The following is a 17,501-nucleotide window of genomic DNA, read 5'->3' on the forward strand; positions in this document are numbered from 1 at the left end:
GCCCGGAATGCAGCAGCGCACGTTGGCGCAGACCGCGAAAACCGGGTGCCGGCTGCTGGCATAAGCTTTGCGATAGCTCCGGCATCTGTATTTTGGAGTACACCCATGAGCCAGGATTTTCTCGGTAACCCGCTGTCCACCCAAGACGCCGCCACGCTGGCGGCAATAAACGACTTTATCGGTGGCCTGATTACCTACGAGCCGCGCGCCGAAGGCATTTTGCCGGCCGCCGATGCCGCGCCCGACGACTTGCCCGCCAATGCCTATGCCGGCTTTCTCGCCATGTTTATCGAGTCGCCGCAGGCCGCGCCATTGGCGAGCAAATACCTGGCACGAGCGCGCAGCCAGCTCACTGCACAAACACCGTGGCGCGAACAAAGGTTACTGCAACTGCTACAAGCCTGGATCGCCGAGGACATCCCGCAGGCGCTGGGCATTGCCGACACCCTTCTGGCCGCGCACCCGCGCGATCTGTTCACGCTCAAACTCAGTCAGTACTTACGCTTTAACCAAGGCGATTCGCCAGGCATGTTGCGCGTAGCCCTAGCGGTACTGCCCCACGCCAGCGACATTGCCCAGGTGCACGGCATGCTGGCCTTTGCCTATGAGCAATGCCACCTGCTGCAAGACGCCGAAGCCGCCGCCCGCCACGCCTTGAGCCTAGAGCCACGCGAACCCTGGGCCCAGCATGCACTGGCGCATGTGTTGCTGACCGAAGGACGAATTACCGAAGGCACGGCCTTTCTGGAGTCGGTGAAGTGCGGCTGGAGCGGCCTCAACTCGTTTATGTACACCCACAACTGGTGGCACCTGGCACTCTTCCACCTGGCCCGCGGGCACGAGCAACGGGCGCTGGATATCTACGACCAGCACGTTTGGGGAATTTTGCCCGAGTACTCGCAAGACCAGATTGGCGCGGTGTCGCTGCTGACCCGCCTGGAACTGGCGGGCGTGGACGTGGGCGAGCGCTGGCAGGCCTTGGCCGAGTACCTGCAAGTGCGGGACAACGACACCCTGCAGCCCTTTCTCTCCTTGCAATACCTCTACGGTCTGGCCCGCGCCGAACGGCCGCAAGCCGAGCGTTTGCTTGCCGCACTGCTTCAGCGTACCGAGCACGCGCCGGAGCACAGCCGTGTAGTGTGGCGGGACGTCACCTGGCCCGCCGCCGAGGGTTTGTTTGCCCACGCCAAGGGCGATTTCGAAGTGGCAGCGCAGCGCCTGGATGAGGTGCTGCCGCGCCTGGTGGAGGCCGGTGGCAGCCATGCGCAGCGCGATCTGTTCGCCCTGATCGGCCTGGACGCCCACCTGCGCGCCGGGCATTGGGTAACCGCGCAACAGGTATTGGAACAGCGGCGCCGCTACGATGCCGACGACGTGCCGGGTAACCGGGCGCTGGCTCGGGTGTACCGCGAACTCGGCCTGCCGCAACAGGCCGAACAGGCCGAGGCGCGCGTGCATCAGGCACTGGCCTCGCCGGTCTGAGCTCAGTCGCCGGCGGCGGCGTACACGCCCCGGGCAATCGCCCGGGCCAGGCAATCGGCAGCGGCCGAGCCAAGCAGCGACAACAGCACGGGCCGCCGGGGTCCGTCTTCCAGCGGCTGCTCGCCGCTGGCCAGGGCGAACACCGTATCGCCGTCAAAAGGCAGATGCGCGGGGCGAATGGCGCGGGCAATGCCGTCCTGCGCCATGATCGCCAGGCGCTTGCATTCGGCAGTACTCAACGCCGCGTTGCAGGCCACTACCGCCAGCGTGGTATTGGCCCCGGCCTGCAACCGGCCCAGGCCTTCGAGGCGGGACAGTTCGGGAATCGGGTCAAGGTGACGCACATCGCCAGCCGGGCGTTGCCCGCCAAATTCGGCGTCGATTTCCCAGGGCCAGGCCCAGAAGCTTTTGCCGTCGTCCATATACACGCTGCCCACCGGGTTGACAGCCACCAGCGCCCCCACAATCAGCCCGTTACCCAAATCCAGCGACGCCGAGCCCAGCCCGCCCGGTCGCGTACCGGCCAGGGCACCACGACCGGCACCGACCGCGCCGAGGGCAAAGTCTTGGCTGGCGGCGGCCAAGGCTTCGATGCCCCAGCGCCGATATGGCGGCTCCAGGCCCCAGTGCTTGTCGCCGTGGTTGGCCAGGTCGTGCAGCACCGCCGCCGGCACCACCGGAATCGCCGGGGTCCAGGGCTGCACGCGCACGCCGACGTTTTCCAGGGACAGCGCCGCCGCCACCCCATCGGCAGCAGCCAGGCCGAACACCGAACCGCCGCTGAGCACCAGCGCGTGCAACTCGCCAATCATGTTTTCCGGCTCCAGCGCGGCAATTTCCCGGCCGCCCGGGCCGCCTCCGCGCACATCCACTCCAGCCCGCCAGGGGCCGTTGGGGCGGATCACCGTTACCCCACTGCGCACGCGCTCGTCCGTGAGGTTGCCCACCGTAAGGCCGGCGACATCGGTAATCAGGTTGCGAGGACCAGGACGAAACATGCACAGCACTCCAGCGAACAATTAGTCGAATCCCAACCATAGCCAGATACGTGCCAGCGCACCGCCTGGGCGCACCCCAGCTGCCCGTGCGCAGCAGGCTATTTGCCGGCAGATCGCCTGCTGGTTAGCCAACACCCTGCCCCGCCGGCTGATGAAAAACAAACAGCCGCGCCAGCCGCCCCCCTAACGGCTCCAACGATTACAAAACCCTCGAAGGCTGGCTGTCCGGACCATTGACCGACGCCCTGCGCGGACGCCTGTCGTTTGGAGCGACCCCTGCGCGCTTCTCAACACTCTGCCTTGCACGCTGTACGAAAAGCAGCAGCTTGCTCCACAAACCAAACAATAACTTAGCCAAATCAAACACTTGAATGAATGGCACAGCCCTTGCTCTAGCCGCAATAGAACCCAGCTACGCCACACGAGGACGCGCCCGGGAGCTGACTGCAGTTCACCCATAGGAGCATTCCAACGATGCGATCCACCACTTACCGTTCCCAGCCCAGCCCCTTGGCACTCGCCATTGTGCTGGCCACCGCTGGGTTGCTCGTAACGCCGGTACAGGCGGCCGAGCCAAGCAACAGCAGCGAAACCCAAACCCAAGCCCAGGACGACACCGCCCTGCCCAAGGTGGTCGTCACCGCCCAGCGCCGCGAAGAAGCGGCGCAGGAGATCGGCGCAGCCATCTCGGTGATCAACGGCGACAGCCTCAAGGAAAAAGGCGTCAGCACAGTCAACGACTTGCAGCACGTCACCCCGAGCCTGGAAGTGGAACCGGCCTTCGGCAGCGGCCAGCCACAGTTCCGGCTGCGCGGTATCGGCTTTATCGACTACACCTCCAACAACTCGTCGAGCGTGGGCGTCAACGTCGATGATGTGGCGTTCTCGCTGCCGATCCAGACCCAGGGCCTGCTGTTCGATATCGACCGTGTCGAAGTGCTGCGCGGCCCGCAGGGCACCTTGTATGGGCGCAACACCACGGGCGGTACGGTGAACTTCATTACCAAGCGGCCCACCAAGGAGCTCGAAGCCGGCATCACCGCCGACTACGGCTCGTACGACCAGTGGAGCACCGAAGGCTTTGTCTCCGGCCCACTTACCGACACCGTGCGCGGGCGTCTGTCGTTTATCACTGACCAGGGCGGCGGTTGGCAGAAGAACCGCGATACCGGCCAGGAGCTGGGCGACAAGGACAAGCTCGGGGTGCGTGGCCAACTGGCCTGGGATGCCACCGAAGACCTGGATTTTCGCCTCAGCCTGCAGCACGCCTACGACAAATCGGAAAGCCACGGCCTGTACCTGTTCGACGATTACACCTCAGCCTCGACCGGCACCATTCGCGACCGCAACACCAGCCACACCGGCTGGGGCCTGCGCCCGGAGTTCAAGGAAGCGGCGGATATCTCTGGCGGCGACAAACCCCATGTCGACAACACCAACGACGCCATCAGCCTGGCTGCCAACTGGCATGTCGGTGGCCTGTTGCTGAGCAGCGTGACCTCGTACAACGAATTGCGCCGCCGCGAACTGGGCGACTGGGACGCCACGTCCAATGCCGATTCCGACGAGTATTTTGACGACCGGGTAAACAGCTTTACCCAGGAACTGCGCCTGGGTTCGGACGGCAAACAGCAACTGAACTGGGTGACGGGGGTGTTCTATTCCCAAGACCGTTTGAACGAGAAATTCAACTCCGACTTCACCGACCGCCTGGGCTTTTCCACCCTCACCAGCTACGTGCAGTCGGTTAAGACCGAAGGTGTATTCGGTCAGGTGGATTACGCCTTTACCGACCAGCTCAAAGGCATTATCGGCCTGCGTCAGGAGAACGAAAAACGCACCCTGGAAGACTACTTCTCCGGCTTTATCAACGGCACCCAGTTCAGCGGCAGCAACGTCAACCCGTTTGACCAGAACACCTCGTTCTCCAACAACGGCACCTCCGGCAAGATCGGTCTGGAGTACCAGCTGACGCCGAATCATCTGCTCTATGCCAGCTACAGCCGGGGTTACAAATCCGGTGGCTACACCGCGCACAACGGTGGCAACGCCCTGGCGCTGGAGCCGTTCGATCCGGAATCGGTTAACGCGTTCGAGGTTGGCTTCAAGAGCGACATCACCGAAAGCCTGCGCCTCAACGGCGCGTTGTTCTATTACGGCTACCACGACCAACAGGTGCTCTCCACCGTGTGGAACCAACAGTCCAGCTCGCTGGTGGGCACCTTCGTCAACGCGCCACGTTCGGAAATCTACGGCGGCGAACTGGAGCTGCTGTGGCGCCCGGTGCAGGGCCTGGAAGTGCAGCAATACCTGGGCTACAAGGAAGGCAAGTACACCGACGATTTCCTCGCGGTGAACAGCACCGCCACCGTCGCCGCCGGCCACGAGGTGTACAACAACTACAAGGATGCAGACCTGAGTTTCCCCAAGCTCAGCTATGGCGGCTCCCTGGCTTACACCTGGCCCATCGACCAGTTCGAAATCCGCGCCGAGACCAACTACAGCTATCGCGACGAGTACAAGCAACTGCTGCTGCTCGGCAAGGACTACACCGTCGACCCGTATTGGCTGGTCAACGCCAGCCTCACCCTGTCGCCGCGTAACGGTAATTGGAGTGCCGGCCTATGGGCGCGCAACCTGTTGGATGAAGAGTACGACCTGACCCGCAACTTCTTCCTGCCGGGCACCAGCGTCGCCGCCGAAGGCGATCCGCGCAGTGCTGGCGTGCGCCTGTCGTACAACTATTGAGGAGGCCTGTCATGACCACGCGCACTGATCAGCCGCGGCGCAGCGACACGCTGCACTTGAATGTCTTTCTCGCCAACAGCGGTCACCATGTGGCCGCCTGGCGCCACCCCGACGCCCAGGCCGACGCCAGCCAGGACTTCGAGCACTTCAAGCGCATTGCGCAGTTGGCCGAGCGCGGCAAGTTCGACGCGCTATTCATTGCCGATGTGGTTGCGCTGTGGGGGCATCACATCGATGCCCTCAGCCGCACGGCACGCGGTGAGCATTTCGAGCCGCTGACCTTGTTGTCGGCGCTGGCAGCGGTCACCGAGCGTATCGGCCTGATCGCCACGGCCACTACCACCTACAACGAGCCGTACCATATCGCCCGCAAATTCGCCTCGCTGGACCATATTTCCAAGGGGCGCGCCGGGTGGAATCTGGTCACCTCGGTGGTCTCCGATGAGGCGTGGAATTTTGGCCGCGAGCAGCACGTGGAGCATGCCGACCGCTATCAGCGGGCGGAAGAATTCCACGATGTGGTCAAGGGCCTGTGGGACAGCTGGGATGACGATGCCTTTGTGCGCGACAAAACCAGTGGCGTGTATTTCGACCCGGAAAAACTCCACGTGCTCAACCACATGGGCGAGCACTTTTCCGTGCGCGGGCCCCTGAACGTGGCCCGCTCTCCGCAAGGGCACCCGGTGCTCGTGCAGGCCGGGGCTTCGGTGCCCGGCCGGGCGTTGGCCGCGCGGGTGGCGGAAGCGATTTTTGTCGGTCATCACGATATCGAGACGGCGCAGCAGTTTTATCGCGACATCAAGGAACAGGCCGCGACCTTTGGTCGTGGCCCGGATGAAATCAAGATTCTGCCGGGTATCACGCCTTTCGTGGGTCGCACCCGTGAAGAAGCCCAAGCGCAGTTCGACGAACTGCAGGCCTTGATCGACCCGGTGGTGGGCCTGCGTTTGTTGGCCGATACCCTGGGCGAGGACATTGACCTGTCCGGCTACGACCTCGACGGCCCACTGCCGGAAACGCCAGTGGGCCAGCGCGGCAGCCGGCGCGACCAGGTCATCGCCCTCGCCCGCCGGGAAAACCTCAGTATTCGTCAGCTCTACCTGCGCCTGGCCGGTGGCAATCCGGCCATCGGTACGGCGGCGGATATCGCCGACATCTTCGAAAACTGGTTTCAGGCGTACGCCAGCGATGGCTTCAACGTGCTCTTCCCGGTGTTCCCGAATGCCCTGGAAACCTTTGTTGATCAGGTGATACCCGAGTTGCAACGGCGCGGTCTGTTTCGCACCGACTACGCAGGCACCACGCTGCGCGATCACCTGGGCCTCAAGCGCCCGGTCAATCGCCTGACCACCGAGGCCGTTGGCGCATGAAAAAATGGATCTGCGGCGGCGCGTTTTTCTATGGCCAGGAGGTGAAGGTGGGGCGCGATAAAAACCCCGCCTACCCCGACCGCTACTACCTGAGCACCACGGCAAAAGGCCGCTGTGACAGCCCGGTCTGCGCGGGCCAGGGGGTGAGCATCGAAATCAGCGGAAGGCCGCTGATGGCCTTCTCGTTGGGCACGCCAAGCAAGGAGGCGCAGCCATGAGCCAGCGCAGTTTCTCCCTGGGCTTTCTCAATCGGGTGTACAGCCCCACCTATACGCCACAGGTTTACCAGCACGCCCTCGAGCTGTTTCGCGTGGCGGAGGAATTGGGTTTCGACAGCGGCTGGGTAGCCCAGCATCATCTGGGCTGCGAGACCGGGCGCCTGCCCTCGCCCCTGCCCTTGCTAGCCGCGGCCGCGCAGCACACGCAGCGCATCAAGCTGGGCACCGGCATCATCGTGCTACCCCACGAGCCCGCCCTGCGCCTGGCCGAAGATGCAGCGGTGCTCGATCTACTCGCCGACGGCCGCCTGCAACTGGGCCTGGGTGCCGGTTTCGACCCGGACAGTTTCAACGCGTTTGGTCAGCCCACTGCCGAACGCCACGGGCTGTATGACAGCCGCCTCAGCCAGCTGGAGCATTACCTGGCCGGTGAGGCCCTCAATGCCAATGGGCAAACCCTCAACCCGCCGGGCCTCGCACTGGGCGCTCGGTTGTGGGAAGCCACGTCGCGGGTGGAACAGGTGGCCGAACGCGGCAATGGCCTGATCGTGGCACCCAACCCGCATCTGCCCTCCTCCGGCAGCGTCGAGCTGATTCACCGTTACCGCGAAGCCTGGAACCTCAACGCCGGCCGCTCGCCTCGCGTGGCGCTGGTGCGCGCCGTGTTTCCTGGCGTGGATGCCCAGGACCGGCATTCGAGCCTGCGCCAGGACATCGACAGCTATATCCGGCGCCAGCGCAGCATCGGCGGCGACAGCAGGCTGACCTTTGCCGAAGAATTTGATCGCCTGGGCGTGCTGCACGGCGACAGCGCCACCATCGTGCGCCGCCTGGCCCAAGGTGCGCAGCTGCAACCGGGCGACCACCTGGTGGTGCAGGTGCAGACCAGTTCCACCGGTATTGATGAAGCGATTCGCCATCTTGAACGTATCGCCACCGACATTGCCCCGGCATTGGGCTGGCAGAAAATACCGTCCACACGCCCAACCGCGGAGCTTGCCTAGCCATGACCCAACGTCGTTTCAAACTCGGCTTTCTCACCCACGCCTTTGGCCGTGACCCCAAGCAAACCTACCGCGACCTGATCGAGCAATTCGAGGTAGCCGAAACGCTCGGCTTTGATGGCGGCTGGATCGCTCAGCACCACCTCAGCGGTGGTTTCGGCCAGGCACCTTCGCCCTTGGTATTGCTTGCCGCTATTGCTGCACGCACCACGCGGATTGAACTGGGTACCGGCGTTATTGTGCTGCCGCTGGAAGACAGCCTGCGCCTGGCCGAAGACGCCGCCGTGCTGGATGCCATCAGTGGCGGCCGGGTGCAGTTGGGCCTGGGCAGCGGCGGTGCCAACCTGGCGGTATTCGATGCCTTTGGTGAGAACGCCGAAAAGCGCCAGGAGCTGTTCTGGAAGGGCCTGGGCGGCTTGCATAAAGCGCTGTCGGGCGCACCGCTGGGCAACGCCGCCAGCCTGCAACCGCCAGCGCCGGAATTGGCCAAGCGCCTGTGGCATTCCCATGGCAGTGTCGAGGGCGCAGCCGATGCCGCGTGGCATGGCAACGGCCTGTTGCTGGGCACCGCCACCCATGATCCGCTGACGGTGCAAAAACCGCTCGCCGATGCCTACCTCAACGCCTGGAACCGCACGGACCGCGAGCCGCGAATTGGCGTGGTGCGCGCGGTGTTTCCAGCGGCCACTCGGCAGGCGGCGCAAGCCGAACTGGCGGCCGATATCGAACTGCATGTACCGCGCTTGATCCGTGAAGGCATCATCGATTCGGCCACCACCCTGGAACAGCACCTGCAGTTGCTCAATGTGCACCACGGTCACCCCGACGACATTCTCGCCAGCTTGCGCAGCGACCCGTCCGTGCTGCCCTACGCGGACTACTTCATTCCCCTGGTGCAGTCGGAAAGCTCGACCCAGGCGCAGATTCTGCGGCGCTTGGAAACCATCGCCCGCGATATCGCCCCGGCGCTGGGCTGGCAACCGGCAACCCGGGCCAGCGGTTCTACCCAGAATGGTGTCGCGGTGGGATGATGCGCCCCTTCCAAAGCGCTGCATCAGATCCTATGAGCCTCTCCATCAGTTGGCGTTTAGGCTCCTCTCCCGGCCCGCTGGCGGGCGGCGAGCCGGCCGATTTTGCGGCCTGGGTGCAGGTTGCCCAGGCGGCGGAATATGCCGGCCTCAATGGGCTATTTATTTCCTGCGCGGCCGGTCAGCCGGAAAGTTTCACCCTGGCTGCGGCGTTGTGCGCGCACACCCGTCGGTTGGCGCTCACCACCAGTTTTCCCAGTGAGGTGATGCTGCCCGCTGCGCTCGCCGCCGCCGCCCAGAGCTTGCAGTCGATCAGCCAGAACCGCCTGCAACTGCACCTGCCCGATAGCGAACACAGCGCCGTACGCCAGGCGTTCGGCGACCTGCTCAACCGTGATCAACGCAACGAGCGCATTGGCGAATACCTGCGCATTCTTACCCACCTGTTGCAGCCCGGCGGTGCGCCGCTGGATGTGGCCGGGCACTACTTCCAACTGGAAAACGCCGTACTGCCAAGCGGTGTGCCGTTGCCCCTGCTGCTCGACGAATCGCAAAGCCCGGCGTTGATAGCCACCTACGCCGACCAATGCCTGCTCCACGCCCAGCACCCGCATCGACTCGCCGCCACCATCGCCCGCCTGCAAGCACTGGCCAGCGCCCAGCAGCGCTCGCTGCGTTTTGCCACAGTGCTTGGCTTGATAATGCGTGATGACGCCGCGCAAGCCTGGACCGCCGCCGATGCCTGGTTGCTGCAACAGCGCCATTGCCTGGCGCTGCCCAACGGTTATGGCGATGCCGGGGTGGTGGATCTTAGCCAATCGGCGGCGCGGCGCTATGAGTTTTACCCCAACCTCTGGCGCCCGTCCGCGCAGCTGCCGCCGATGCTGGTGGGCAGCACCGAGCAAGTGGCCGGTCGCCTGGAAGAGTTGTACCGCCTGGGCATCAGCCAAGTAATCGTCGAGGCGGTGCCAGCGGTACGGGAGATTCTGCGCGTGGGTGAAGAATTGCTGCCACGGCTGCACGCCCGTGGCGTGACAACGCAGGTACACGCCCATGGCCAATGAGCAACCTGCGCTGGAACTGAACTGGTTTTTGCCTACCAACGGCGACGGCCACCACTTGACCAGTAGCGGCCTGCCCAAGTCCGGGCTGTTTCCCAAGGGCGAGCGCCCACCCACCCTTGACTACCTGCGCCAGATTGTCCGGGCCGCCGAGCACAGCGGATTCGACGCCATCATGGTGCCGACCGCCAGCGGTTTCGAAGACCCCTGGCTGATCACCACCGTATTGGCCCAGGAGGTGCAGCGCCTGAAGTTTCTCGTCACCCTGCGCCCCGGCAGTGAGCTACCGGCCTACACCTTGCACAAGGCGGCCACCTTGCAGCGTATTTGTGGCAATCGGCTGGCGCTGCATGTGGTCAGCGGGTCGAGCCGCCACGAACAACGCGCCCTGGGTGACTTCCTCGAACATGACCAGCGCTACGCCCGTACCGAAGAATTCTTGCAGCTGTTTCAAGCCTTGTGGACCGGCGATGGCCAGCACTACCAGGGCCGCTATTACCGCACCGGGGCCTTGCAACAGGAGCCGCCCGCCGGGCCGTTGCCGCAGCTGTATTTCGGTGGTGCTTCGCCGGCGGCCGAGCAGGTTGCCGCCACGCAAGCGCATGTGTACCTGATGTGGGGTGAGCCGCCGGCGATGATTGCCGAACGCATTCTGACCATGCGTACGCTGGCCCAGCAGGCCGGGCGCGACCTGCGGTTCGGCCTGCGCCTGCATGTGTTCGCAGCGCCCACCGCCGAGCAGGCCTGGAGCCAGGTCGAACGCCTGATCAAGGAGATTCCCAAAGACGCCATCGACCGCGCGCAACAGCAACTGAACGCTTACGAGTCGGTCGGCCAGTCACGGCAAAGCGACCTGCATCGCGGGCGGCAACCGGGTGCGCGGGAACTGGAGGTATCGCCCAATGTATGGGCCGGTGTTGGCTTGGTTCGCGGCGGTGCTGGTACGGCGTTGGTGGGCAGTTATGAGGAAGTGGCAGCGCGCCTGGAGGAGTACCGCGCGCTGGGCGTGAGCAGCTTTACGTTGTCGGGTTTCCCCCATCTGGAAGAAGCCATTCACCTGGGTGCTGAACTGCTGCCGCGCCTGCGCTGCCCACAGCGGCAAGCCGCGCAGCACAGAGGCTAAGGGCGAGCGTGCTCGCTGGGTTTGATCAGGCCGTGGTTGACCAGCAAGGTGCGCATGGCGTTGCGGGTAATGCCCAGCAGCGCGGCGCTGCGCACCTGGTTGTAGCTGCTCCAGGCGTACGCTTCGCGCACCAGCAACTGCTCCAGGTCTTTGAACAGCGACTCGCCTGGCACTTCGAACAGACGCTTGAGCTGCTCACCGATCACTTCCTGGGGCAGACGCGGGATAACACTGCTGGTGCCCAAGGCGCTTTTCGCGGTCAAGCCGCCGCCGGCAAACTTCAAGTCTTCGGGGCGAATCACCTTGCCGGTGGCCACCAGCAGTGCCAGGTGCACCACGTTTTCCAGCTCACGAATATTGCCAGGCCAGGCGTAGTCGAGCAGCGCATGCACGGTGGCTTCGGAAAACATCGGTGAGGCGATTTTCAGGCGCTGGCAGTAGCGGTCACGAAAGTGCTCAGCCAGCGGCAAGATATCCAGCGGCCGATTGCGCAGCGGCAACACATCCACCTGCGCCACGTTGATGCGGTAGAACAGGTCGAGGCGAAAATTGCCGGCATCCACGGCCTGTTCGAGGTTGACGTTGGTGGCCGTCAGCAGACGGATATCCACCTTGATGGGCTTGCGCGAGCCGACCCGCACAATCTCTTGCTCTTGCAGCGCCCTGAGCATTTTCACTTGCAGAGGTGCGGGCAAATCACCGATTTCATCCAGAAACAGCGTGCCGCCATCGGCCTCTTCAAACCAGCCGACTCGCCGCCCGGTCGCCCCGGAAAACGCCCCCGCTTCATGGCCGAACAATTCGCTTTCGGCCAGGTTCTCGTTGATAGCCCCGCAGTTCACCGCGACGAAGCGACCCGCACGGCCGCTCATACGGTGCAGGTAGCGCGCCACCAGCTCTTTGCCGGTACCGGTTTCGCCATTGATCAGCACCGGTACATCGCTCGGTGCCAGGCGGTCCAGATAGCCCAATAGCTCGCGCGAACGCGGGTCGTTGAACACCAGGGCTTTGGCGCGAATGGACAGTGGCTGGCTCTCCCCTTCGGGGAGCGTCAACACGGCTGAATCCTTTTCCAAGAGGCTCTTCATGCGCAGCTCGAACTACTGTTTCATCCTGAAGTAACGCGCAGAATAGGCGGCGCGCCCTTATAACCATAAATACTATGTTTTTATATCCTAATGCCGAATTGTGATCGTGGGCGCTGCAGCCTCGATCCCGCTCCAAGCGCTCTGGCTCAAGTCGGCGAGAGCGTGTTTCGGTGGGCAAAAAAGCGATTATCCGGGCGCGGCAAACCGAGGTTTTCCCGCAGCGTTGTGCCCTCATATTCGCGGCGAAAAATGCCTCGGCGTTGCAGCTCGGGCACCACTTTTTCCACAAAGTCGTCGAGGCCACCCGGCAGCCACGGGAACATCACGTTGAAGCCATCGCTGCCGCCGCTTTCCAGCCATTCCTGCATCTCATCGGCGATGCTTTCGGCGGTGCCGACAAACGCCAGCCCGGCATAACCACCCAGGCGTTGCGCCAATTGCCGCACGTTGAGGTGTTCGCGTTCGGCCAACTGCTGCACGCGCTGCAAGCTGGTATGGCTGGCGTTGCTTTGCGTTATGGCCGGCAACGGCCCTTCGGGATCGAACGCTGCAGCGTCCTGGCCAATGGCGATGGACAGCGAGGCGATGGCGCTTTGGCAATGCACGAGGCTGTCCAGGTGGGCGCGGGTGGCCTGCGCCTCTGCAACCGTGTCGCCGACTACCACCAATACGCCGGGCAGAATTTTCAGGTGTTCGCGCGGGCGGCCGAGCGCGGCCATACGCCGGCTGATATCGGCGTTAAAGGCTTGGCCATCGGCCAGGGTGCCATGGGCGGCGAACACCATTTCGGCGGTTTCGGCGGCCAGTTGACGGCCGGCCTCAGACGCGCCCGCCTGCACGATCACCGGCCAGCCTTGCGGTGGCCGAGCGATATGCAGCGGCCCGCGCACGTTGAAAAACTCGCCCTGATGGTCGAGCCGGTGCAAACGTTCGGGGTCGAAATACACGCCGCTATCGGCATCGCGCACAAAGGCATCGTCGGCCCAACTGTCCCACAGGCCGGTGACCACGTCGTAGAACTCACGGGCGCGACTGTAACGGCGGTCGTGCTCGATCTGTTCCTCAAGGCCGAAGTTGAGCGCCGCTTCGGGGTTGGACGTGGTGACAATGTTCCAGCCAGCGCGGCCATTGCTCAGGTGATCCAGCGAGGCAAAGCGCCGGGCGACATGAAACGGTTCTTCAAAACTGGTCGAGGCCGTAGCCACCAGGCCGATGTGCTGCGTGGCCTGGCTTAACGCTGAGAGCAAGGTAAACGGCTCGAACGAGGTGGCCGTATGGCTGCGTTTGAGTGCCTGCAAAGGCATATTCAACAAGGCCAGATGGTCGGCCATAAAAAACGCATCAAAGCGGCCTCGCTCCAGCGTCTGTGCAAACCGCTTGAGGTGCTGAAAATTGAAATTGGCATCCCGGTAGGCACCGGGAAAACGCCAGGCACCGGTGTGAATACTCACTGGACGCATAAATGCGCCGAGCTTGAGCTGACGTGCAGGCATGCTGACCTCCGTTGGCAGTGGGCCACAGGCGCTCAGTCTTACAACTCAGGTTCAGCTTTAAAAGAAATCAAAACTTCTGGTGTGCTGCCGAAAAAACATAAAGAAATGGCCCCGGCTCTACGGCACCGGATTTTTTTGAATGGCCGGCGCGACTTCACTGGCTGCAAGAGCAGCTGACCAGAATGTCTGCAAGCATCGCTTACAAAGCGTCGGCAGGCAGCCAGGTGTTGGTCTACGAGCGCGGTGTGCTGACGTCAGCGTTTGAACAAGCGGCTAAGGACTGCGCTTGAGGCCCCATATCGACCCGCTCGAGTGACTAGCGCTCGCCGATACCGGCAATGATCTGCGGCCACAGCGCGCGCGGTAAGTCATGGGCCATGTCGGCAATCAACTGCAACTTGGCTCCCGCTATCGCCCGGGCAATTGCTTTGCCGCCGGCCGGCCGCACCAGTTTGTCGGCAAGACCATGGATCACCACCGTCGGCGCTTTGATCCGTTGGCAATAGCCCCTTAAATCGCCACTCGCAAGGATGGCGGCGAATTGTCTGGCGGTGGCTTTGAAGTCTGCACCGCGGGCGATTTGCAGGCGGATCAACTGCTCCAGTTCCTGCTCTGGCATCGGGTGCGCAGCGCTACCGATGGCGCGGAACAGCGCCCGCTGGCGCAGCACGATGGTATCTGCGCTTGCCCCCGGCGGTGGCGTGGAGATCAGCTTGCGAAACACGCCGAAGGCTGGCGGTGGCAATAACGGCTGGTTGGTCGACGAAAACAGAATGGTCAACGCACGAACCCGCTCGGGATAATTGGCGGCGAACACCTGGGCGATCATGCCGCCCATGGAGGCACCAACAATATGGGCTGAGGTGATGTCCAGTGCAGTCATCAGCTGCGCCACATCATCGGCCATATTCACCAGGCTGTACGGCGCTGGCGAGCGCAAGCCGAGCTGCGCTCGCGCCAGCAGCTTCCACATGGGTGTATTGAAAGGTTTGTTGATCCGACTCGACAGACCTGAGTCGCGGTTATCGAAACGAATCACCCGAAAGCCGCGCTCGACCAGGTGCTGACAAAAGTCATCCGGCCACAGCACCATCTGCGCGCCGAGCCCCATGATCAGCAGCAACGGTGGCGCGGAAAGCTCGCCCCAATCCTCATAAACCAGCTCGACATCTCGGCACTGGGCGATTCCGCTGCGCATGGGGTTCCTTAGCTCAACGTGGGTGAATATGGCGTTTCGACCAAACGCCCACCCAAGGAAATCGGATCGGCAAAACAGCGGCGCAATGTCGCCGCCGTATCGTTTGCCCAGATCGTATAGGTGGCTGCACCTGGATGAAAGCCGTCCGCTGCCAGCGAGTCGCCTTGCAGAGGAAAGTCCCCTGCTTGCAGCTGACAATCCACACGTGAACTGGCCAGTTGCGCCAACACCTGATTGAACTGCCTGGCGCGCCGGCCCAGGTACCAGCGCAGGGGCTGCGGCAATGCCGGGAATGCATGCATGGGCGGCACCGGAGCCAGGAGCACCTGAGGCACGCCGTACTTCCACAGCAGCTGATCCAGCAGCCGCGAGATGGACATCCCCCATTCGTGGCTGGATAGCCCCCCGGTTACATCGTTTACACCCACCGATACCAGCACCGCATCAAATGGCTCGGTGGCCGTGCGTTCAATCATTGCCAGCACCTGCGCAATGCCGAACCCGGATTGCGCCAGTAGCCGCCAGGACACGCGATAGTCCAAGGCCAGATTGGCCAGCAACTGCCCGCTTAACGCCTCGGCCTGACTGGCAACGCCCACACCTGCTGCTGCCGAATCGCCGAGCACCAACAAGCGCATATGCGGACCACTGCCAATCACGCCAGAGCGCTCGCCAACCGGCTCCGGCAGCTTCGGCGTAACCCGGCGAACATACAGCCCCTGCAGCAGCAGGAGCGGTGCCAAAGCGATTTTGATCAGGGTTTCAACCATGGGTGCTCTGCCCTGCTCCCTTCAAGTAACCGTTAAGCCGTCGTTTGATTTTCGCCACCAACATCGGGTCGTCCATAGCTGCCAGTTGCTCGCATACCCAGTCGCGCCAGGCGGCTTTCTTTTCGCCACGCGCATCGAGCAAACGGCTGCATTCCCAGGCTGCATCAACGGACAGCTGAGCATCCACTTCAAGCTGGCGTTGGTAGCTTTCGAAACAGTATTGGCGATGTTGCTGAATGGCAACGCGTTCGGCGGCAGGAAGCTGGCTGAGGTTGAATGACATATCCGAATCCCTGTAAGCTGGTTATGCATACAGTATTTGGAGCAAGTGATGAACTGTCAACACGAGTCTGAACACAACAGCAAAAAACAACCGCCGAGCAGCGAGCAACAGCCCATGGACACCCTGGACTATCTGCACCTAGCGAGCTTTATCCATTACCTGAAAAACGACGTCCAAGACGCCACCAGCTTTAGCAATGCCGCCGGTGGTGAGTTGGGCTTGGCCTGAGAGAGCGCAACGCGCGCCCTCCTCCGCGGCCGATTCTGTTGGCTTACTGAGCGGGATCTTTGCGCTTCAACGGGTAGATCAGCTGCTTGAGCATGCCGCCTGGCAGCTCTTTGCCGAACACCCCGTAGCGCTTCGGCCATTCGTTTGGCGGCAGTTTGAAGGTGCCAAACAGCATGTCCACCAACGGGGTGTGGATCGCGTAGTTCTTGTAGATGTAATCGATATGCCGGGCGTGGTGCCAGTGGTGATAGCGCGGCAACACCAGAATGTAGTTCAGCCAGCCACCGTCAATTTTGACGTTGGCGTGGGCCAACACCGCCTGCACACCGATCAGGATCACATAGGCATTCATCGCCTCGGTGGAAAAGCCCAGCAGCATCAGCGGTACCAGCACGCCGGTACGGGTCAGCAGCACCTCGGCGAAATGCACCCGCGAGCCGGCCAGCCAATCCATCGAGGTGCTGGAGTGATGCACGGCATGGAATTTCCACATCCACGGCACCACGTGGTAGAGGCGGTGCAGCCAGTACTGACCCAGGTCGGCGACAAACACCGCCAGCACAAACTGAACTGGAATAGGCAGGCTGCGCACGCCTTCCTGCACGGTTTCGGACACGGCCCAGCCAGCAAGAAAGCTCGATGAAGCGGTGACGAAAATCAGGATAAATTGCACCGCCATATGGCTGACAAAGAAGTAGCACAGGTCGGTGCGCCAATGGGGGCGCAGGATCTTCAGCTCGGGGTCTTTGGCATAGAGTTTTTCCAGCGGAATAAACACCACTGCCGACACCAGCAGCGCCAGAATGAACCAGTCCAGGCCCAGCGAATACGGCGAGTGGCCGATGGTGTCGAACTGGATATTGCTGCCACCGAGAAACAGCGCCGCACCCGAGCTGAGCATGCCGGTGATGCCCAGACGTTTACGGTTGTTCAGCAGGATATTCAGAGTGCCCAAGGCAAAGGACACGGCCAGGCCGATCAGCAGTGCCGTGCGGGCGAATTGCTCGCTGTACACCTTGCGAAACTCGGCAAAGGTCAGCCACTCCGGAAACAGAAAACACAACACCGCGAGCAAGCTGAGAAGGCCGGTGGCCGCCGAGATATAGCCACTGATGCGGCCCTCGCCAATGCGGAAAGCATCAGAGCCGTGGCGGTTGAAATAGGCTTTTATTCGTTGCATGCGCGGGTCTCCTTGTGCGCGGTTCGAGTATCAGATGTCAGGGCAATCTGATTGATCACATCCGTGTGTGAGCAACGCTTTGGTTGGGTGCGGCGAGCCGAGTACGTCCGTACTGAGCGCATGCTACAAAATTGGCTGTCCAGTCCTGAAATAGGTTTACACCCTTTCAGGTCATGCCCCGCACCTCAGAGCGCCCGATGCACCGCATCGGGCGTTTTGTATTTCAGGG

General features: G+C 62.6%; 16 protein-coding genes. 9 read left to right on the forward strand and 7 right to left on the reverse strand.

Annotation, left to right across the window (positions count from 1 at the left end; translation table 11 throughout):
• Nucleotides 1-105: 105 nt before the first annotated feature.
• Nucleotides 106-1,482, forward strand: a complete 1,377-nt coding sequence (locus tag ACVW0Y_RS23430) for a tetratricopeptide repeat protein (RefSeq protein WP_457441734.1) — start codon at nucleotides 106-108, stop codon at nucleotides 1,480-1,482.
• Nucleotides 1,483-1,484: 2 nt separating this feature from the next.
• Here the strand turns inward: ACVW0Y_RS23430 and ACVW0Y_RS23435 are convergent, their stop codons facing one another.
• Entirely contained in the window at nucleotides 1,485-2,480 is a 996-nt protein-coding gene (locus ACVW0Y_RS23435; RefSeq protein ID WP_457441736.1) for a P1 family peptidase, read from the reverse strand.
• A gap of 474 nt (nucleotides 2,481-2,954) precedes the next feature.
• On the opposite strand from ACVW0Y_RS23435, the gene ACVW0Y_RS23440 reads away from it, so the two are divergent.
• From ACVW0Y_RS23440 to ACVW0Y_RS23470, 7 genes are read left to right on the forward strand one after another with little or no spacing between them, the layout of a single operon-like run.
• Nucleotides 2,955-5,228 (forward strand): TonB-dependent receptor, encoded by a 2,274-nt coding sequence (locus tag ACVW0Y_RS23440; protein ID WP_457441738.1) that lies wholly within the window; start codon nucleotides 2,955-2,957, stop codon nucleotides 5,226-5,228.
• A gap of 11 nt (nucleotides 5,229-5,239) precedes the next feature.
• Nucleotides 5,240-6,598 (forward strand): LLM class flavin-dependent oxidoreductase, encoded by a 1,359-nt coding sequence (locus ACVW0Y_RS23445; RefSeq protein ID WP_457441740.1) that lies wholly within the window; start codon nucleotides 5,240-5,242, stop codon nucleotides 6,596-6,598.
• On the forward strand, nucleotides 6,595-6,816 hold the full coding sequence (locus ACVW0Y_RS23450; protein WP_457441742.1) for a hypothetical protein: 222 nt from the start codon (nucleotides 6,595-6,597) through the stop codon (nucleotides 6,814-6,816). Before ACVW0Y_RS23445 ends, ACVW0Y_RS23450 begins: the two co-directional genes overlap by 4 nt.
• The gene (locus ACVW0Y_RS23455; RefSeq protein ID WP_457441744.1) at nucleotides 6,813-7,820 is read left to right on the forward strand and encodes an LLM class flavin-dependent oxidoreductase; all 1,008 of its coding nucleotides are present in this window, start codon (nucleotides 6,813-6,815) and stop codon (nucleotides 7,818-7,820) included. Before ACVW0Y_RS23450 ends, ACVW0Y_RS23455 begins: the two co-directional genes overlap by 4 nt.
• A gap of 2 nt (nucleotides 7,821-7,822) precedes the next feature.
• Entirely contained in the window at nucleotides 7,823-8,851 is a 1,029-nt protein-coding gene (locus tag ACVW0Y_RS23460; RefSeq protein WP_457441746.1) for an LLM class flavin-dependent oxidoreductase, read from the forward strand.
• Between the two features lie 32 nt (nucleotides 8,852-8,883).
• Nucleotides 8,884-9,912: an LLM class flavin-dependent oxidoreductase gene (locus ACVW0Y_RS23465; protein WP_457441748.1), complete on the forward strand. Its 1,029-nt coding sequence runs from the start codon at nucleotides 8,884-8,886 to the stop codon at nucleotides 9,910-9,912.
• Complete coding sequence (locus ACVW0Y_RS23470; protein ID WP_457441750.1) at nucleotides 9,902-11,032, forward strand: LLM class flavin-dependent oxidoreductase; 1,131 nt, start codon at nucleotides 9,902-9,904, stop codon at nucleotides 11,030-11,032. Before ACVW0Y_RS23465 ends, ACVW0Y_RS23470 begins: the two co-directional genes overlap by 11 nt.
• On the opposite strand, the gene ACVW0Y_RS23475 is transcribed toward ACVW0Y_RS23470, so the two are convergent.
• The 5 genes from ACVW0Y_RS23475 to ACVW0Y_RS23495 form a co-directional block, all read right to left on the reverse strand.
• Nucleotides 11,029-12,120, reverse strand: coding sequence for a sigma-54 interaction domain-containing protein (locus ACVW0Y_RS23475; protein ID WP_457441752.1), 1,092 nt, complete (start codon nucleotides 12,118-12,120; stop codon nucleotides 11,029-11,031). The two genes, ACVW0Y_RS23470 and ACVW0Y_RS23475, sit on opposite strands and share 4 nt — an antisense overlap.
• Before the next feature lie 146 nt (nucleotides 12,121-12,266).
• On the reverse strand, nucleotides 12,267-13,613 hold the full coding sequence (locus tag ACVW0Y_RS23480; protein ID WP_457441754.1) for an LLM class flavin-dependent oxidoreductase: 1,347 nt from the start codon (nucleotides 13,611-13,613) through the stop codon (nucleotides 12,267-12,269).
• 316 nt (nucleotides 13,614-13,929) lie between these two features.
• Entirely contained in the window at nucleotides 13,930-14,811 is an 882-nt protein-coding gene (locus ACVW0Y_RS23485) for an alpha/beta fold hydrolase (RefSeq protein ID WP_457441756.1), read from the reverse strand.
• A gap of 8 nt (nucleotides 14,812-14,819) precedes the next feature.
• Entirely contained in the window at nucleotides 14,820-15,581 is a 762-nt protein-coding gene (locus ACVW0Y_RS23490; protein WP_457441758.1) for an SGNH/GDSL hydrolase family protein, read from the reverse strand.
• On the reverse strand, nucleotides 15,574-15,864 hold the full coding sequence (locus ACVW0Y_RS23495; protein ID WP_457441760.1) for a hypothetical protein: 291 nt from the start codon (nucleotides 15,862-15,864) through the stop codon (nucleotides 15,574-15,576). Before ACVW0Y_RS23495 ends, ACVW0Y_RS23490 begins: the two co-directional genes overlap by 8 nt.
• 48 nt (nucleotides 15,865-15,912) lie before the next feature.
• Between ACVW0Y_RS23495 and ACVW0Y_RS23500 the strand changes: the two genes are divergently transcribed.
• Complete coding sequence (locus ACVW0Y_RS23500) at nucleotides 15,913-16,092, forward strand: hypothetical protein (protein ID WP_457441762.1); 180 nt, start codon at nucleotides 15,913-15,915, stop codon at nucleotides 16,090-16,092.
• A 43-nt stretch (nucleotides 16,093-16,135) separates the two neighbouring features.
• On the opposite strand, the gene ACVW0Y_RS23505 is transcribed toward ACVW0Y_RS23500, so the two are convergent.
• Entirely contained in the window at nucleotides 16,136-17,272 is a 1,137-nt protein-coding gene (locus tag ACVW0Y_RS23505; protein ID WP_457441764.1) for a sterol desaturase family protein, read from the reverse strand.
• Nucleotides 17,273-17,501 lie beyond the last annotated feature (229 nt).

Source organism: Pseudomonas sp. TE3786, assembly GCF_054057335.1.